This window comes from Pseudomonas syringae group sp. 243L2 (assembly GCF_032587875.1).
Taxonomy (GTDB): Bacteria; Pseudomonadota; Gammaproteobacteria; order Pseudomonadales; family Pseudomonadaceae; genus Aquipseudomonas; species Aquipseudomonas amygdali.
Window position 1 is genome coordinate 113,942 of sequence record NZ_JAWHPL010000021.1, and the last position, 16,251, is coordinate 130,192.

At 55.9% G+C, this 16,251-nt stretch carries 15 protein-coding genes and 2 pseudogenes; 13 read left to right on the forward strand and 4 right to left on the reverse strand.

Annotation, left to right across the window (positions count from 1 at the left end; genetic code table 11):
* The first annotated feature begins 2 nt into the window (after nucleotides 1–2).
* Nucleotides 3–695 (forward strand): HNH endonuclease, encoded by a 693-nt coding sequence (locus tag RYB66_RS13570; RefSeq protein ID WP_316894609.1) that lies wholly within the window; start codon nucleotides 3–5, stop codon nucleotides 693–695.
* Entirely contained in the window at nucleotides 692–1,333 is a 642-nt protein-coding gene (locus RYB66_RS13575) for a hypothetical protein (protein WP_003435223.1), read from the forward strand. The genes RYB66_RS13570 and RYB66_RS13575 overlap by 4 nt, the downstream gene beginning before the upstream one ends.
* Nucleotides 1,334–1,714: 381 nt before the next feature.
* On the opposite strand, the pseudogene RYB66_RS13580 reads toward RYB66_RS13575, so the two are convergent.
* A pseudogene (locus RYB66_RS13580) lies at nucleotides 1,715–1,894 on the reverse strand (alkene reductase); the annotation flags it as partial.
* A gap of 250 nt (nucleotides 1,895–2,144) precedes the next feature.
* Here RYB66_RS13580 and RYB66_RS13585 point away from each other — a divergent pair.
* From RYB66_RS13585 to RYB66_RS13600, 4 genes and pseudogenes are all read left to right on the forward strand, one after another.
* Nucleotides 2,145–2,363, forward strand: a pseudogene (locus tag RYB66_RS13585) (LysR substrate-binding domain-containing protein); the annotation flags it as partial.
* A gap of 25 nt (nucleotides 2,364–2,388) precedes the next feature.
* Nucleotides 2,389–2,658: a LysR substrate-binding domain-containing protein gene (locus RYB66_RS13590; RefSeq protein WP_172833045.1), complete on the forward strand. Its 270-nt coding sequence runs from the start codon at nucleotides 2,389–2,391 to the stop codon at nucleotides 2,656–2,658.
* A 54-nt stretch (nucleotides 2,659–2,712) separates the two neighbouring features.
* Nucleotides 2,713–3,543, forward strand: a complete 831-nt coding sequence (locus RYB66_RS13595) for a hypothetical protein (protein WP_316894612.1) — start codon at nucleotides 2,713–2,715, stop codon at nucleotides 3,541–3,543.
* Nucleotides 3,544–3,941: 398 nt separating this feature from the next.
* Nucleotides 3,942–4,112, forward strand: coding sequence for a hypothetical protein (locus tag RYB66_RS13600; RefSeq protein WP_003435236.1), 171 nt, complete (start codon nucleotides 3,942–3,944; stop codon nucleotides 4,110–4,112).
* Nucleotides 4,113–4,165: 53 nt separating this feature from the next.
* Here RYB66_RS13600 and RYB66_RS13605 read toward each other — a convergent pair whose 3' ends face one another.
* A complete protein-coding gene (locus RYB66_RS13605) occupies nucleotides 4,166–5,116 on the reverse strand; it encodes a site-specific integrase (RefSeq protein ID WP_057404313.1) in 951 nt (316 codons plus the stop codon).
* Between the two features lie 194 nt (nucleotides 5,117–5,310).
* Here RYB66_RS13605 and RYB66_RS13610 point away from each other — a divergent pair, with 194 nt between their 5' ends.
* Nucleotides 5,311–6,333: a DNA-binding protein gene (locus RYB66_RS13610; protein WP_003435239.1), complete on the forward strand. Its 1,023-nt coding sequence runs from the start codon at nucleotides 5,311–5,313 to the stop codon at nucleotides 6,331–6,333.
* A 40-nt stretch (nucleotides 6,334–6,373) separates the two neighbouring features.
* Here the strand turns inward: RYB66_RS13610 and RYB66_RS13615 are convergent, their stop codons facing one another.
* Nucleotides 6,374–6,553 carry a hypothetical protein gene (locus RYB66_RS13615; protein WP_016981733.1) on the reverse strand — a complete coding sequence of 60 codons (180 nt, stop codon included), beginning with the start codon at nucleotides 6,551–6,553 and terminating at the stop codon, nucleotides 6,374–6,376.
* On the opposite strand from RYB66_RS13615, the gene RYB66_RS13620 reads away from it, so the two are divergent.
* The 6 genes from RYB66_RS13620 (at nucleotide 6,552) to RYB66_RS13645 (ending at nucleotide 14,786) form a co-directional block, all read left to right on the forward strand.
* A complete protein-coding gene (locus RYB66_RS13620; protein ID WP_003435241.1) occupies nucleotides 6,552–6,977 on the forward strand; it encodes a hypothetical protein in 426 nt (141 codons plus the stop codon). The two genes, RYB66_RS13615 and RYB66_RS13620, sit on opposite strands and share 2 nt — an antisense overlap.
* Nucleotides 6,978–7,168: 191 nt before the next feature.
* A complete protein-coding gene (locus tag RYB66_RS13625) occupies nucleotides 7,169–9,073 on the forward strand; it encodes an ATP-dependent nuclease (protein WP_003435243.1) in 1,905 nt (634 codons plus the stop codon).
* A 43-nt stretch (nucleotides 9,074–9,116) separates the two neighbouring features.
* Nucleotides 9,117–10,868, forward strand: coding sequence for a UvrD-helicase domain-containing protein (locus RYB66_RS13630; RefSeq protein ID WP_016981727.1), 1,752 nt, complete (start codon nucleotides 9,117–9,119; stop codon nucleotides 10,866–10,868).
* A gap of 211 nt (nucleotides 10,869–11,079) precedes the next feature.
* Complete coding sequence (locus RYB66_RS13635) at nucleotides 11,080–12,234, forward strand: RES family NAD+ phosphorylase (RefSeq protein ID WP_225231426.1); 1,155 nt, start codon at nucleotides 11,080–11,082, stop codon at nucleotides 12,232–12,234.
* A 124-nt stretch (nucleotides 12,235–12,358) separates the two neighbouring features.
* Nucleotides 12,359–13,021 (forward strand): competence protein CoiA, encoded by a 663-nt coding sequence (locus tag RYB66_RS13640; protein ID WP_029240973.1) that lies wholly within the window; start codon nucleotides 12,359–12,361, stop codon nucleotides 13,019–13,021.
* Nucleotides 13,022–13,724: 703 nt separating this feature from the next.
* The gene (locus tag RYB66_RS13645) at nucleotides 13,725–14,786 is read left to right on the forward strand and encodes a hypothetical protein (RefSeq protein ID WP_316894616.1); all 1,062 of its coding nucleotides are present in this window, start codon (nucleotides 13,725–13,727) and stop codon (nucleotides 14,784–14,786) included.
* Nucleotides 14,787–15,133: 347 nt separating this feature from the next.
* Here RYB66_RS13645 and RYB66_RS13650 read toward each other — a convergent pair whose 3' ends face one another.
* Nucleotides 15,134–16,192, reverse strand: a complete 1,059-nt coding sequence (locus RYB66_RS13650) for a hypothetical protein (protein ID WP_223272539.1) — start codon at nucleotides 16,190–16,192, stop codon at nucleotides 15,134–15,136.
* Nucleotides 16,193–16,251 lie beyond the last annotated feature (59 nt).

Sequence of the window (16,251 nt, forward strand, 5' to 3'; positions counted from 1 at the left end):
CCATGGCAGATCGAAAGTACATTCCACAGGAAACCAAGCTCCGGCTTTTCTCAGAGGCCGCAGGTCATTGCCAGCACCCGGACTGCCTACAACCCCTATTCCCCGCTGAAATGGGGGGTGACAAGCACATCGCGGAGATGGCCCACGTGATCCCCCATGGTGAAAAAGGGCCACGTCACGAGGAGCGCCCTGATGGCGAATTCGAAGCTGACTCCTTCGAGAACCTCCTGCTCCTGTGCCCGACCTGCCATACGAAGATCGACAAGAACTCCCCGTCGTACAATCGAGTCACGCTGTTGATGTGGAAGAGCAACCACCTAGCGGCACTGGCCCATAAGCAAGGCGTACACGCCTACGAGGAGCGCTCGCAGGTTAGGAACGCCATAACCGCTGCCATGGCGGAGAACAAGGCGATCTGGAAAAGGCTAGCGCCTTGCGAAGGTACAGATTTTGAGTACGACCCTGAGTCAGAGTCCGCGAAAACCTGGTCGGACAGGATGCGTAACGTCATCCTGCCCAATCACCTTCGTATCCAACGCATCATTACGGCGAACCAGCAGCACATGAACGAGGCCGAACATGAGGCCTTTGCCCAGTACCAGGAGCATGTCCGAGGGCTGATCGAACGTCACGTCTGTGGTGGCTCCGGCCGTGCTATTCGCTATCCAGTACAGCTAGACGGAATCTTTGCATGAAGTGGCAGGTGAAATATGCGTTGGAGAATGCCCGGCGTGAAAGCGGAGTCATCTCGGTAGAGCACGCTGGGGGCGACGCTATTCGCATCTCGGTTCATGAGCAGCCTGACGTTTTGGCTGTCATCAGTGACGCCTACAAAATGGACGCCGAGTTGGCTGCTCGATACTACGAGCAATGGCCAGAGATGGATTTCCTCTGCGGCTATCGCAAAGAGTGCTTATGGGATGGTAGTGCGATCGCCTTCCTAGAAGACAAGACCGTAGGATGGGGAAACTACGGATCACTTGGGTCAGCAATTCCAAAAGGCTCGGCGAGGATGGCGTCCCACAAAAACTACATGTTTCCTTACCGCCTGATTCTGCAGCAAGGTTACGTTTCAAACGTCCGCCGTGAGTTCGATCGTGTATTCTCTCTGACCCTTTCGCGTGGCCGCTCACTCAGGGTAGGCATGATCTGGGAATATGAGCCGACAGCTGATGCTGTTCGCAGCCTCTGGGACAGTTGTGGTGCTGTGGACGTTGCGTGGAACACCAACCCCAATGGATCGCCCGCCCCGAGCGCCATTGAGGCAGGGCGGCAGCTGGGATGTAAGGTACTGAAATGGGACGAGCTGAGACCTATCTTGCTGAAGGGCTGATGACAGCAGCGGAGGTGGCAGGCTTTCTCCTCGAAACCTGCCCGACACTGCGGTACTACAAGGCCTTCATGTTTGGCTCATCGCTCCACGGCATCGGCAGCGATTACGACGTCTTGGTAGTGGGCCCTTCTGGCGCGCCATTGGTTCGACTGAAGAGCGAATTAAGAGCCGCTGGCGCTGAGCTCCCGCTCGACATCTTGTACATGGTGCCGGAGGAGGCTGAGGACACAGCGTTCGTCGCTAGGAAAGGGTGTATTCCACTCTCACTGCTGGCTCGCTCACTGTGCGAAATTCAGAAGCGAATTTGAGGCTCCTGTGGCCCTCGCTTGACAGGGTCGGCAGCTCTGGATCTTTGAGAGCCGCCAGAATGCCTTGGAAAGGCCCGGATGGGAAAATTCGGATACCGACTCGCTCAGACCCAATCGCTTCCACCGCTGCGTCGACAACCTCCTGGGCAAAGCGAGCTCGATTTTCCAAGCGGCCACCTTATTCGTCAGTGCGTTTGTTCGACGCGGAGGACAGGAACTGGTGAAGCAGGTAGCCGTGGGCACCATGCAGTTCGCAATACTCGCCGGCTGTCTTTGACACCTGCGGGCCATGAGCTCTACGGGAAGTGCAGGTTCCTGCTGGGTGAGTTCCGCGATGCCGAAGCCGCCGTCCACGCAGCGACGACCGAGGCAAGCGGAACGCTTACCATCACCTCGACTATCTCTTGTGCAAAGCTACACATCGTCCCGATCCTGAGCGAGTTTCGGAAGCGCCATCCCAAGCTCAAGGTGAAGATCATTGGTGCGAACCGTTATTACGCATCATGGATACCGAAATCGACCTGGCGATCCGCACTAGGGAATTCGAGCCTGACTCCAATATCACCACTCGCAAGCTAGCTGAGACCAAGCGCGTACTGGCGGCCTCTCGGGCCTACCTGGCGGAGCGGGGGCGACCTCGTACAGTCGAGGATTTGCTCAATCAAGATTTGCAGATCTATAGTCATGCCAACCAGCCCCGCGTGATTCAATTCACCAAAGGCAAGGAATCCAAGGTAATCGAGATCGATGCTGTCCTCGAATGCAATGATGGCCAGATCATCCGGGTGCACCAAGGCTCACGCGGGCATTTTGATCCAACCGCTGTACATCATCTACAACGAGATCGTCTCAGGCGAACTCATTCCAGTTCTGACCGAATGGGAGCTGCCCAAGCTCATCATCAACATCGCGTTCCATGAGCGAACCTACATACCGGCAAAAACCCGACTGTTCATCGACTTCCTCGTGGAAAAATTTAAGCCCAACAACTTCGAGCGTCTTTGGAACGAGGTCTGATCCAGGGAAGGCTCGCAGCCCCATTATCAAGCCTCCTGGAACCTCGAACGAATCATGCAGCCCGAAACCTTCCTCCGTTATATAGACATGCCGAAATTGGCCGAGACCGAGCGAGCAGTTTGCGCCCGCCTGGATGTAAAAATCCGCCCCCAAACGGATTTTGCGAAGGCCTTGAAGCTTGCCTCTGAAGCCGAATGTATCGCGTCAACCGGGCCCTCAATTGAGCTTGGTCGTGCGCAGCGAGTGTTGTTGGCCATCGAGGCTTGCCAGCACGAACCTGAGCTTCGGGAGCCGTTGCGACGCATCGCCAGTAACCCGCTAGACCCTGCTTCGCTGATGCACTCTCCCGGGAAGGATGCAGTGTTCGAGCTTGAGATGCTCCAGTATGTGCGCCACCGCCAGCTGGTAGGGCGTCTAGGGGAGCCAGATGTCGTAGTTAGCGCGCCTTTCGGTGACTATTACGTCGCGTGCAAAACCATCAACTCCATCAAAAATTTTGAGGGCCAAATACGCGCGGGTTGTGATCAGGTCGTCGAAAGGGGGCATGGGTGCATTGCATTCAATCTTGAGCCGCATCTCCTGATCCCTCAGCCTATTCAAGTTCAGTCTGAGGCCCGGCTCAGGCAGATGATCCACCCATGTTTGGAGAGCCTCTACAAAGAACACCAGCGCTTTGTAGATGCTCGACTCAAGGACGGGCGGCTGGATGGCGTTCTGTTCCAGATATCCTGCTTTGCGGAAATCGCCGACAGCCATTCGGACATGGATGTGTTTACGCACACCGTCTTTTACTGCCGCTCGCACATGCAAGAGCGCGCGGCTATTGACCGATTCGAGGGTTTCCGCCAATCCATGCAAGGCCCAATGAGACATGTTTGGCCCTAAACGTTAAACCTTGCCTTCCAGAACTGGAAAACTGAGGTCGTGCCACTAGAGAGCATCTCGGCATGTAGGAGCATGGGGCTGGGGGCGAAAGCCCCCTTGGCTTCAGGGCTCATGATCACCCTTTGACCTGATGCATTTCTTATCAACGAAGGTCAGAAATTCCGCCCAGATGGCTAAATCACATGGTCGGGCATTCCGCCTAGGACACAGTGTTTTTCCACCTAGCGAAAAACAGATAACCGATAATGTGCGTTGACCCGTGAACGCGAGTTTCTTTAGCTGAAATCATGTTCTCGAGCTACAAGCGCCAAGGCTCCCAACGCTCTGATGTCGTTGAGCTAGAGCGCAACAGCCGACAGGCAACTACCTCAATAAATAATGCCAAGATGAGGAAAATCATGACTGCTATCCAGCCAACCAAGCCAGAGGCACTGCTAGGTTTCGACAACCTGCTGATCACTCCTCATCTGGCGGGATGGTCTCCAGAAGCTACTGCCGCACAGCTGGAAGTGTTCATGGCCAACGTAACCGGCCACTTTTCAGGCAGCGGCGCCGTAGTACCTGTCTGAACGGGCTCAAACTCTTTCAGGGTGGGATGTGCTTCTGGTTTTCGGCAGCAATCCTACCGGCCAATCTGCAGCTCAGATCCACGTTTCCCCACCGCCAGTCCCGCAAAGGAAGCGCTCGCGTCGATGTAGCGCAGCGCCGACTGCATATCCTTCCACCCCACGTAGGTCATCAGCGCTTTGATGTCCCACCCATTCGCCGTCGCCCATGTTGCGAAGCCTCTCCGAAGGGAATGGCTGCTGTACATGGCAGCAGGTAAACCCGCCTCTGCAAGGATCCTGCGCAACATCGGAATCAGGCTATGAGGATTGATTCCCTCGGTTGAAAGATTGCCCCAGCGATCGATCCCCCTGAACACCGGCCCACTGGCCAGGCCAGCAATGGTGATCCAATTGATGTATGCCTCCACAGGGCAGAGCATCTTGAGCGCCGGCGTGTGATAGGTCGCACCCTGATGCTCGCGATCGCTCTTGGTGTACGGAAGAAAGAATGAAATGCCTTCCCCAGACACCGCGTGGGTGTGCTCGATCTCTAGACGAGCGAGCTCGTCACCTCGGAAGCCACGCCAGAACCCGATCAAGACCAGGGCGATTGATCTCCTTTGCCGAACCTCACACTTGTGATCGCCTCGATGGTGAGCGCCATTTGCTTCGGTATCTAGCCAGCCCACAACTTGCTGCAGCTGGCTCAACTGAAGAGGGGCAGCTTGCTTTGTCTTGGCTGGATGGACAGCTCGAATACCTTTGAGCACCCGTCGGACGTCTGGCGTCTTCGTTGGATCTGGAAAGCCTTGAGTGATGTGCCATTGGGATAGCGCCGCGAGCCGCTGCTTGAGTGTATTGATCGAGTGATGCCCGGCATAGTTGGCCAGGTAGCGGACGATGCCGTCACCCGTGGTAGGCAGGTAGCCACCCCAGTCCATCTCGAAATGCTCAATGGCTGCTCGGTAGCTTTTCCGAGTGTTCTCCCGGGCTCCAGCCTTCAGGTACAGATCGGCTTTGCCCATGTGATGGCCTCCAGATCGAGGGAACTTGGCATTCGTACTGCCTGGGTGTACTAAAAACCGATTCTACCGAACTGAGAAGCCATAACTCTGCATTACTTCATACCAGTTGTCGGCTTCTTAGTTGCACTTTCAAGCATTTTCGTATCATGTAATTACATGACATGTGATATGACACGAAATAGTACGGAGGGCGTATGGCCCGTGGCGGCGTTAACCTGGCAGTGGTGCAGAAAGCGCGGAACAGCCTGCTGATGCGTGGTGTGTACCCCAGCATTGATGCGGTGCGGGTCGAGATTGGAAATACAGGCTCCAAGACCACGATTGCTCGTTACCTGAAACAGCTGGAAACGCCCGGGCCAGACGCAACCACGCGTGATCGCATGAGCGGTGCACTGCGCGGGGTGGTCGAGAACTTGTTGGATCAGGTGCAGGAGGAGGGTAATCAGGTCTTTCTTGAGGCACGGGCAGAGTTCGAGCATGAGCGCAAACAGTTGGCCGCCCGCACAGAAACCCTTGAGAACGAGCTGGCAGAACTTCAGCGCTGTCATGAGGCGCAGGCGTCCGCACTGGCGATCCAAGCTGAGGAGCTCAAGACCACTCATGCTTCGCTACAAGCTGAACTTACACGCAACGCCGGCCTATCCCAGCAATGCGCAGACCTCAAGGTTCGCCTAGGCGAGCGGGACGCCCAGATCCAATCCCTCGAAGAAAAACTGCTTCATAACCGCAACGCTCTGGAGCATTACCGTGAGTCGGTGAAGGAGCAGCGCGATCAGGAGCTGCGTCGCCACGAGGCACAGCTTCACCAACTGCAGGTTGAACAGCGCAAGCTGCAGGAGACAGTTTCGGTCAAGCAGGACGAGTCAACTCGGCTCAATCGAGATAACGAGCGCCTGCTGGGTGAGGCCAGGCAGCATGCCAGGAAGTCCGCCGACCTGACGGACACTGTCCAACGCATGACCTCAGATGCTCAGGTTACCCAGGTGGCGCTGGCGCGAGCGGAAGGTGCTCAGGAAGCGCTCAAGGAACAACTGCTTGATCAGAAGCAGGACACTGAAGCATTGCGCCAAGCCCTGATGGCAAGCACCACCACTGTCACTGCGCTGCAGCAACAGATAGGGGCAGTGGAAGCCGAGAATGCCACTCTCCGGCAAGCACTAGAGCAGGCAGTGGATGCATCAGAGTCAACAGATCATTCGAGCGAGACGGGCGGGTGAGGGTGGTCACCCAGGGCCCACCCAGTGACTTTGCGAATTTCTAGCACACCCCTTGGGCAGTCGCAGCCTCGTCGTCAGCCATCAGGGCCTCGGCCAGCGCCTCGAGCGCATCGGCCAAGCGTGCGTTCTCCCTGGCATCGCCACTTGCCGGCACGAACTCCTTGCAGTGGCGAAGCAGTGCTTCCCTGTCATTGTGGTTAAGGTCAAACGAGATGTGCATGCACGAACTCCTACGTGTTGAATCAAAGGAGCGGTTTACCCGAAAATTGCCGGCGTATGTAGCGCGTCTGGAAGAACAAAGAATGGATGATGACCTGGAGGCCGAGGTTTGGCGCGCTGCCGCAGATTTTCACGGCCCGGCGCTTGAGCTGATTTTGCGTGAGGTGCTTAGCAGCTACCAGCGCAAGCCTGGATTCGACCCGCAAACCCGGCTCTACGAGAAGGCAATAGGCGTCGCTGCGTTCAAGGCGCTAAGGACGGTCATTGATCGCGAACATTTCAATCCGTCGACGACCGGATATCCCATGATCCGGGAACGCCTGCGCTTCCACCTTCGAAATGAGCTGCTCCGCCACCTAATGCAGCAGGGCCATGCCAGCCCCATTCAACAAGATACGTTGATAGCTGTAGATCTGGGGATCTGAATCACCCTGAGGTATCCCACCCAGATCATCATCGGTACAAATCATCCTCGCAGGCCAAGCCTGGATGCTGAGATTGCCCGGGCTATACCGTAATGCCACTATCACAGGATCAGTTTGCGTGAACCTGCAGGCCAGATACGCCCGGCAGTCACGTCATTTTCGTTGGTAACCGGCCACTAGAAGGGATTCGCATGTATCTACGGCAATTGGATGTCACTGGATTCAAATGCTTTGGTGAGCCGTTCACCATCGAATTTCGAGACGGGCTGAACGTGCTCGTGGGAGAGAATGGGGCCGGCAAGACTGGCGTGGTCAGTGCAGTGCGCCAGCTCTTCAACGACTCGGAGTCAGGCAAGCGAATCATTAGTGAGCGCGATTTCTACCGGGGTTTTGAGCCGGGCGCGGTCGCTGCTGAAAGCATCCAGATTCAGGCGACGTTTTCAGGTCTGGATGATCAGGACGCCATTGCGTTCGAATCCTGGTGTGGAAATCACGACGAGGCCAAGCTGACTTTTGAGGCCCGCAATCAAGAGTCTCGCGGGCGCTTCAGGCACCACACCTACGCGGGGCACGAGCATGCCAAACCGTTCGAGTCCGAGACGCTGGACTACATCCATTGTATTTACCTACCTCCGCTGCGCGATGCCGAGAACAAGTTGCGCGAAGGTCGCCAGTCCCGCCTTGCCCGGCTCATGAAGGCCCTCTGCCGCAAAGAGCTCGCTGAGGCCAGGAAGGCACAGACTCTTCACCCGCTGGAAGAGCATGTCGGAAACTTCAATCGTGAGCTTTCACAGAGCGACGAATTTGCGATCAAACAAGCCAATCAGCGAATCGGAGACAACCTGAAGGCAGCGCTGGGGCTCAATCTCTCTCAGGGCACCATGATTCAGTTCTCAGAAGTCAGCTTCTCCCGGATCGTGGAGGGCTTGCGGCTTCTGTACTTCCCTAACCTCAGCGAGGCTGACACGACCCAGTTCCGATCGCTGGAGGAGAACAGCCTTGGCTACAACAACCTCCTGTACATCGCGTCGATCCTGGCTGAACTGATCCTGGAGGAAGAAGAGGATCGAGGCGAAGAGACCTATCTGCGGCTCCTGTTGATCGAGGAGCCAGAGGCGCATCTTCATCCTCAGCTTCAACTGCGCCTGCTGCGGCATTTGAAAACGGTGGCTGAAGAACGTGGCATCCAGGTCATCATCACCACGCACTCAACGGTCATCTCTGCCGCTGTCTCCCTGGATCACCTCATCCACATTTCAAATGACGCAAGGCCAGTAGCAATACCGCTCAGCGCGTGCGGCCTTCCTGAGCACAGCCGCCGCTTTGTGGATCGCTGGTTGGACGTCACAAAATCCAACCTCCTTTTCTCCAAAGGGGCACTGCTCGTAGAAGGAATCGCTGAGGCGATGGTGCTGCCAGAGCTGGCGCGTATTGTCCTGCGCCCCTACGGAGAGGGGAAGAACTGCCTGGACGACTACGGCGTCTCGGTGATCAATCTTGGTGGCATCTACTTCAATCATTTCATGCAGCTGTTTTGCGATGTCACGGGCGGCCAGCCAGGCGAGAATGTCCCAATCAGGTGTGCAGGGCTTACCGACAATGACCCACCGAAATCTATCAGGTCGGTTGCAGGCGATGACGGTAAAGAAATCCCCGTTCCGTTTCTTCCCCATGATGATGACCTCCTTGTAGGCGACAATCCGGCCTTGGCATTGATAGGGCCGATCAGCCAGTCGCAGTTCGGCAGGTTGTTCGTAGGTAAGTACAAGACCCTCGAGTACGACATCGCGATGGAGGGTAACAACCTCAGATTGATGTCGACGGCTGCGGCCACTCTCTGGCCTGTGCAAGGCGGGGAAGTGGTGAGAGAGCTGACAAGGCGGGCTGGACTGGACTACTCGACCATGAGTTCAGGGGAGAGGGCGCCGTACGCGAATGACATGCTTGATCGAATCGAAACCAAAGAAATTGGCAAAGGGTTCTATGCGCAGGCATTCGCGGACGCGCTGGCTAACGTGAGGGATGACTTTATCGTGCCGGAATACATCCGCTTAGCCGTCCTCTGGGCTTGTGGGATCGAGGAACAAGCCGAATGACCCGGGTCAGGCCTGAAGGCTCGAGGCCGAAGGATGCCAAGCGATGAACTTCACCAAGGAGCAGTTGGAATACATCGCAGCGCCGCTTGATCAGCACAGCTACCTGAAAGCATGCCCAGGTAGTGGCAAGACCGAGGTGGTGGCTGCAATGGTCTCGCAAACCATCCAGGTGTGGTCACGTTCGCCTTCGGGTATCGCTGTTCTCACGTTTTCTAACAGTGCGACCGACGAGCTCCGGAGTAGGGTGCACAAGTACTTGGGCGGGCCTATCGGCTTACCCCACAGTATCTCTACCTTCGACAGCTTTGTTCTCACTAGGTTGGTGGCCAGCATCGCCAGCGAGCTGACGGGCTATCCAGGCAAGGATGGCGATTTCCGTATCCGTATCCTTGAGAAGGAAGCGAATATCTTCCAGACCCAGCAACGGATTTGTGGTCGCCGCATCTCAGCCTGTCGGTACAACTATGACTTGGAGGCGGGGCGCTTCAAGTTTTCGACCGGCGATCGAGCGCTCGATCATCAGCTCAACGCCGTGGAGGTTACTGACAATATGCATCGGGATCTCGTAGCCACGAAGAGGCGGTTCTGGCTCGGTGGTTACGCTACCCATGGTGACATCGATATGCTGGCGCTTATGGCCTTCAAAGATCACCAGTTTGACCGCTACTTCTCCCGAGTTGCCCGTCGGTTTCCCGTTGTGATCGTGGATGAGTGCCAGGATCTCTCCGCTGAACAACTGCAAATCGTGAGCAAACTCAGCGGCTTTGGGATCAAGTTTCACTTCGTCGGTGACCTGAACCAGTCGATTTATGGGTTCCGCAAATCGAACCCGGCCAACGTCAACAAGCTCATGGGCGTACTGCAGTTCAAGCAGTACGAACTGACCACCAATTGGCGCAGCGGCCAGGCCATAGTCGATCTCTGCAGCAACATCGTCGGTACCGGGAAGGTTTCGGGGAATCCTGAAATCGCATCCATCCAGCCCAAAATTCTCGAGTACGAAAGTTGTCCATCCGAGCTGCTGCCTACGATCCGAAACCTGACAGCTGCATACAATGAGGTGGTACTGGTTGCCCGAGGGCATGCAACCCTTCAGCGCCTGCGCAACGGGAAGACCTTTGAAGGCATTGAGCTGCTTGCAGTCGCCTGCATTGGCGCCAGCTCAGGGAGCCTGAGCGATCTCAAAGTGAGTCTCAGGACATTCGCCCAGTGGCTTGCAGGGAAGCTAAAGCTGGAGGTCACTAAGACGGGGCCCTATTGCCCAACCTCAATGGAGTCGAAACTGGCCTGGCGTAAATTCATCCACCAAAGCCTGAGGTTCATGGTTGCCAGCGGCGCCGGCAATTCCGATCAAAACTGGTCAGCGTGGGTACGCTGCGCAAAACTCGCACTGCGACAACTCCCTGACCAGGCGTTCGTGCCCGATGAAATTCTTAATGAATTGCAGGAATTGAGAGGACTCAACCTCGTCACCAAGCGTGGTCAAGGTGATAAGCCAGTGTCGATCCGTCTCTCGAGTCAGGATATCCAGGATGGCGAATCGGAGACATTGCGTTACGAGACGATTCACCAAGTCAAAGGTGAGACTCACGATGTCACTGTGGTTGTGTCCTCACGTAAACGCGGCAAAGGTGAATCACACTGGGCCGACTGGCTACAGAACCGTGAGTCTGAGGCCGCCCGTTTTGCCTACGTCGCGAGCTCAAGACCTCGGCACATGCTCATTTGGGCAGTCAAAACGCTGAAACCTCGCGAGCGTCCAACCCTGGTCAATTTGGGCTTCCAACTGCCGTGAAGGACTTGAGCGTGCCTTCAATGACCGGAAACCTGTTCAATCCCACGGGCAACGAGCGCCCTATCATCGACGGCTCAAAACAACTGATTGAGTGGATCTGATTTCAATGACGTTATCGAGCGCGGCGTGCTTTAAATGCGTACACGACACTTTTCTCAGTACATGGGTCACTGAAACTGGGGCGCTCGACCACTGTAACCTCTGTGGTGACATGGCCCAAAGCGTCGCACTCGTCGAGATCACTGCGCGGGCGCGTGCCGTTCTCGACCAATACATCTGGGAGGCGCGGAATCATCGTCATTGGGGTTCCGACGGTTCAAGACTGGAATCACCCGGCGAACCATTGAAATACTGGGTCGCCGAAGTCTTCGCTTGTTCCCCTGGTGCACCTATCGTTCAGGCAGTTTGTGGTGGACTGAGTGAGGAGTGCGAAGCACTGCCCATTTTTTCCACCACCATCCACTACAGCATTCGTCCGGCTGGGGTTAAAAGTGCGCTTAATCGGTGGTGCGACATCCAGGAGGGCATGCGGCACAGCAGTCGGTTCTTCAACGACGAGGCCAGGCAGCTTCTCAGCTGGCTGTTCGACGACCTGGGCCAATACGCAGAGTCAGCCGAGGCTGACCATGTCGTGCAGACCCTCAAGCCGGATGATTGTCCCGCAATCTACCGCGCGCGGCGCAGTCCTGCTGAAAAGGTCGAGAGGATTCGGGACAACCCCGACACTGAACTGGGTTCACCACCAAAAGAAGTATCGGGCGAGGGTAGAATGAACCCTGCTGGAATCCCGGCGTTCTACGGTGCATTCGATCGTCAGACATGCATCGCAGAACTGCGCCCGCTTCCACAGGACAGCTTCATCAGTGGGCGATTCCAGCTCATCCGCGCGGTTCGAGTACTCGACTTCGAACGCTTCGAAGGCGCTAATCTAGGGCCGATTCCAAGCTTCTTCGACCCTGAGTACTTCAAGCACCTTGATCGCCAAGGTTTCCTTCACAAAATTCACGAGGAAATAAGAATTCCAGTCGATGAGGAAGAAAAACGAAACTACCTGATTACCCAAGCTGTAGCCGAATACTTGGCCCTCAAGTGCTCCCCGCGCTTTGACGGCGTCATCTTTCGCTCTGCTCAACGCGCTGAGGGGCGGAACATTGTACTGTTCTCGCATGCCGCCGCTAAGCCAACGTCATCCACGGTGCGTTTTGCAACCGGATACCGGGTGAGCGGCGCAAAGGCGGGTGATCCATTGAGTATCGAGTACGTGGCCGGTAGCATGATTCTTCACACCATCGATAAAGACAATGTGGGCACGATGGATGAGGTGCTGAAAGAAACAGAATCTTCCAACGCCATACCCGAGGCATAAATAGCCCGGGCTGGTAGCAGGCACAGCCCAAACAGGTGAGGGTGGCGCCTACGCTACGAAAAGTACAAGACCATCATCCATACTGAAACGCTCGGAAAATCAGCGAGACCAGGGAGGGCGAGAGATGAAATATGCCCACGTGGGCGACACCCGAATGGAAGCCGAACCGAAGCTGCGCGGGGTTTGCCCATCTTGTGAATCTGAGGTGATATCCAAATGTGGCAAACATGTGATCTGGCACTGGGCACATCGATCAAAACTCAGCTGTGACCCGTGGTGGGAAAACGAGACGGCCTGGCACCGGGAATGGAAGAATCGATTCCCAGCAGAATGGCAGGAGGTCATGCATCAAGACCCGATCAGCCGTGAACGCCATATCGCCGATGTGAAGACCAGTCACGGTGTCGTAGTTGAATTCCAGCGCTCGACGATCGATCCCGAGGAAGTGACAGCGCGAGAGCAATTCTACAAGCGGATCGTTTGGGTGATCGACGGGACACGCAGCGAACTGGACAGCTCTTTTTTCAATCTTTCACGCAGTGGAATCTCCACTGAGGGCTACGCGTACTTCAAGTGGCTGGGGCGTAGCCGCCTATTCCACCGCTGGCATACCCGCACACCCGTTTTTGTGGACTTTGGGGGCGCGGGGTTTTGGAGGGTGTGCGCGTTCGACCCTACGACCAAAGAGGGAACAGTCGGAATTGTTGATCGGGATTTGTTTTGCCAAGGCTTAATCCGAGGCGAGACCGATTTCAGCCGGGGTGGTGGCCCAGCCGGGATGCTTTAGATGCATTGCGCACCTGAACGTATGGGCAACACCACACGCTCATGGCTCAACGGCTTCCTTGATGCCGGGGCTTGTCGCAGGCGAGCTAAGCGCTCTACAGCTTGCTCGAGGCTCGACCGTTGCCTGGAGGCTAAGGTGTTTCACTGATTCGAATTGCAAACCTGAGATCCGACGCAGTGATTTCGAAAGCAACCACCTGCGCAACCTGACGGCCATACTCTAGTGAGTGGCTCCAAAGTATCCGTGCTGGGCCATGGTCACCCAGATTTCTTGCACACGATTACCCGTCGGATGATCGTCCGGCCAAGGTCAAGCCGAGGTTGCCTCAGCACGCAGTGCTCCACCATGAGACCTACTCGGTCGCCGGCGAAGCTGATGCGCTCGCTGAATACGACGAGCGCCTTGGTGCGTTCTATCAACGCGAAGGAATGAAGGCATCGGGCTGGTCTGAGCAGGTGGTCAGCAGGCTGCGGAGCGTCTCGAGCCTGCACGGACGCGAAGAGCTTGTCGGAGAGCTTAAGCGAATGGGGTTCGGTCTACACTAAAGCAACCTTGGCCACAGCCGTGCACGCATCGAGGATACTCAGGAACAACTGCACAAACGTTTCCACACCCATTTATACCCATTTTCAATGGTCACTCTGATGAGCTCGGTAGCGCCTTGCTAGATCAATCTGCTGTCCTGGATGAATCAAGCGACTCCTTGACCAGCTTACTAGCAGAAGTGGACGCAGATCACGATCTGACAAATAGACTCTTCGATCACACGACCTGTGACCTCCACACACTCACTGACGCCCCGAGATATCTTTGGGCAAAGGCACTTGAGAGTGATCGCCTGGTGGCCAAAGCTGACGCCGTTTGGATTTTTTTTGAGAAAGTCGTTGGGCCAGACGGCAACGTCTCGGACGAAGAGATCGGATCGGATCCCACAGCGGTATTCACCGGCTTCATCGCTCGGAATGCTTCGTCTCTCAAGGGCACCCTGTGGCAGTCAACGAGCGCAGACTGGTCGCTGCAACAGTATCTTCTGAGCTCCACCGGTATCAGTAATGACGTGCTCCAGGTATTGCTCGATGGCGTCGTGCTACAAGACGTAGCAATGATAAAAACAGCGCTACCTGAGGGTCGCTGGGGCATGCTGGTAGCCTCATCATTTTTGCCATACAGCTCGGAAGTCAGGGAGACCGTACTGAATACTTGCCCACAGCTCGAAGGCAAGTACCTGGTTGAACGCTGGGATCTAGCAAAAGCAGAGATCGAAATCAGCTCGCTCCAGCTCGACACGATGCTCACGCTGAGCAAAAGCAAAGCGCTGTCACTCACACAGAAAATTCAGATGTGGTCAGGGCTTAACCTGGAGACAATCGAAAGCAAACCGGAAGTGGTTCCAGAGCTCGGCCGTGTATCTATGCTGGCTAATCAAGCCGGCGCAAGATTTGCTGATTCGCTGATGCCTGTGCTGCGACACCTGGTTCGCAACGCGAGCCTCACCACGGAGCAGCGCTCTGAAATACTGACACAATGTCTTCCCGGGATGAAGTGGCCGGACATTGCTGCAGCTCTAGGGTTGCTCGACGATGAGGACTTCAAAACCGTGAGCGCGAAGGTCAAGAAGATCAAGGTAAGAAACACCGAGTCAAATCGGAGGTTGGTCAACGCGATGAAATCTGAAGGGTACTTGGCAACGGTGACGACTGAGGACGACGTCATCATCGCAACCACCAGGCCCTCGTCAATGACATCTGAGAACGGATGGCTCTAGGCTGAGCGCTGAAAGTAGCAGCTCAGCGACCACCGTAGAGCGCCGATAGGGCGTGACGCTGACCTGCATGGGAGTAACCTGACCCTCGCACATGACTTATCAAGCTGCTCGTAAAAGCAGCATGGGCGAGGGGAGTGAAGACGTGAACCATGGGGCTGTTCTTGTGTCAGCAGGTGGGCGATGCTGGAGCGGTAGCGTGGATACATAACAATTCGATAGGCCCCTCAGCCCTGACGCCCCAGGACTGTTTGTCCCGGAATAGTCTGAGCGCGAAAGGGCTCGCTTAGCATCCATGGCAGGCCCGAACCACCATCGGCATATGCGTCGGGTGGCCCAGGCTTCACCGGCTACTTGTCGTACTTGGAAGGCAATGGGCAGTCGTAATTAACGTCAACCATGTCCAAGTTCTTCAGCTCGAAATTGGCGTAGCTCGTCCCCTGTGACGTCCGTACTGTGGGTTGTCCGTACAGAAACACAAACGCAGTGGGCTTGGGCTGCTGGGAGATCTTTGCAAGCCTGGTAGCCATGAGGTTTTTGAGTTTGTAGCGCTCGACGAGCGTGTCCGAAACGAAGCTTGAGGTCGTCAGGCTTTCGGTTCCGCGCATCAAGCATTTCTTGAACTTGATCCGGTACGCGTCATTTTTTCTAGTGCGATCGATGTAGGCCCACCCATAGTAAATGACAGGGTGGTCGGGGAGGTCATTCAGATCCTGCTCCCAGATGCATTTAAAAATGCTGTCGTAGGCCACGTCCTGGCCGGCAATATTGAGCCGGCGAAACTCCAAGGTGTTGTCGGTTCGATACCGGATATACCGGCTTACTACAGAGCGCACGGAGTAAATGGGGCCTACGATCCCGGATTCACCCAGCTTGGTCGTGTAAGGCCTTGTGTTTCTAGCGCGTTGTTTCGCCACATGCACATCAGCGCTGGGATCCTGAGTCGGTTCGTCATAGTACGAGTCAGGTCGAGCAAGCTTGAACACGTCAACAATGGACTTATCGACGGTTTTGCGCTCTTGCCCATCGGGGCCGCTCGGTTCAACCTCAAGGTCGATCGCCTTCCCGTTGATGATCCCGCATGCCTCACTATGCTCTCCGTAAACCTTGAAGTGCGGCACGACCCGCATGCTCTGCACGTCCTTGTCCAAATTCGCACAGGTCACCTGGGCCGCACAGTCCGCTCCAGGGCAAACGAAGGCTCGTTTATTGGTAATTACACCTGCCCAAAACAGGTCATAGGCTCGATCGGGATCGACAAAATCTCCAGCCTCAATGCTGAACGCAACATCCAATGCCATGCTTCTTGTCAAACCTCCGGTAATCCTTTCGATGGCCCCCAACGCTACAGCGGGCGACATCAAGGGTTCGATGTGTGGATAGCGGTCTGGCACGCCCTCATCGGCCACCGCCGTAGCCGAATCCTCGCACACAATCTGGAGCAGGGCGAACCCAAAGATAGCGAAAT

Coding starts and splice junctions, on each gene's coding strand:
- RYB66_RS13570 (WP_316894609.1), top strand. CDS start 3: ATGGCAGATCGAAAGTACATTCCACAGGAAACCAAGCTCCGGCTTTTC.
- RYB66_RS13575 (WP_003435223.1), top strand. CDS start 692: ATGAAGTGGCAGGTGAAATATGCGTTGGAGAATGCCCGGCGTGAAAGC.
- RYB66_RS13590 (WP_172833045.1), top strand. CDS start 2,389: ATGCTGTCCTCGAATGCAATGATGGCCAGATCATCCGGGTGCACCAAG.
- RYB66_RS13595 (WP_316894612.1), top strand. CDS start 2,713: ATGCAGCCCGAAACCTTCCTCCGTTATATAGACATGCCGAAATTGGCC.
- RYB66_RS13600 (WP_003435236.1), top strand. CDS start 3,942: ATGACTGCTATCCAGCCAACCAAGCCAGAGGCACTGCTAGGTTTCGAC.
- RYB66_RS13605 (WP_057404313.1), bottom strand. CDS start 5,116: ATGGGCAAAGCCGATCTGTACCTGAAGGCTGGAGCCCGGGAGAACACT.
- RYB66_RS13610 (WP_003435239.1), top strand. CDS start 5,311: ATGGCCCGTGGCGGCGTTAACCTGGCAGTGGTGCAGAAAGCGCGGAAC.
- RYB66_RS13620 (WP_003435241.1), top strand. CDS start 6,552: ATGCACGAACTCCTACGTGTTGAATCAAAGGAGCGGTTTACCCGAAAA.
- RYB66_RS13615 (WP_016981733.1), bottom strand. CDS start 6,553: ATGCACATCTCGTTTGACCTTAACCACAATGACAGGGAAGCACTGCTT.
- RYB66_RS13625 (WP_003435243.1), top strand. CDS start 7,169: ATGTATCTACGGCAATTGGATGTCACTGGATTCAAATGCTTTGGTGAG.
- RYB66_RS13630 (WP_016981727.1), top strand. CDS start 9,117: ATGAACTTCACCAAGGAGCAGTTGGAATACATCGCAGCGCCGCTTGAT.
- RYB66_RS13635 (WP_225231426.1), top strand. CDS start 11,080: ATGGCCCAAAGCGTCGCACTCGTCGAGATCACTGCGCGGGCGCGTGCC.
- RYB66_RS13640 (WP_029240973.1), top strand. CDS start 12,359: ATGAAATATGCCCACGTGGGCGACACCCGAATGGAAGCCGAACCGAAG.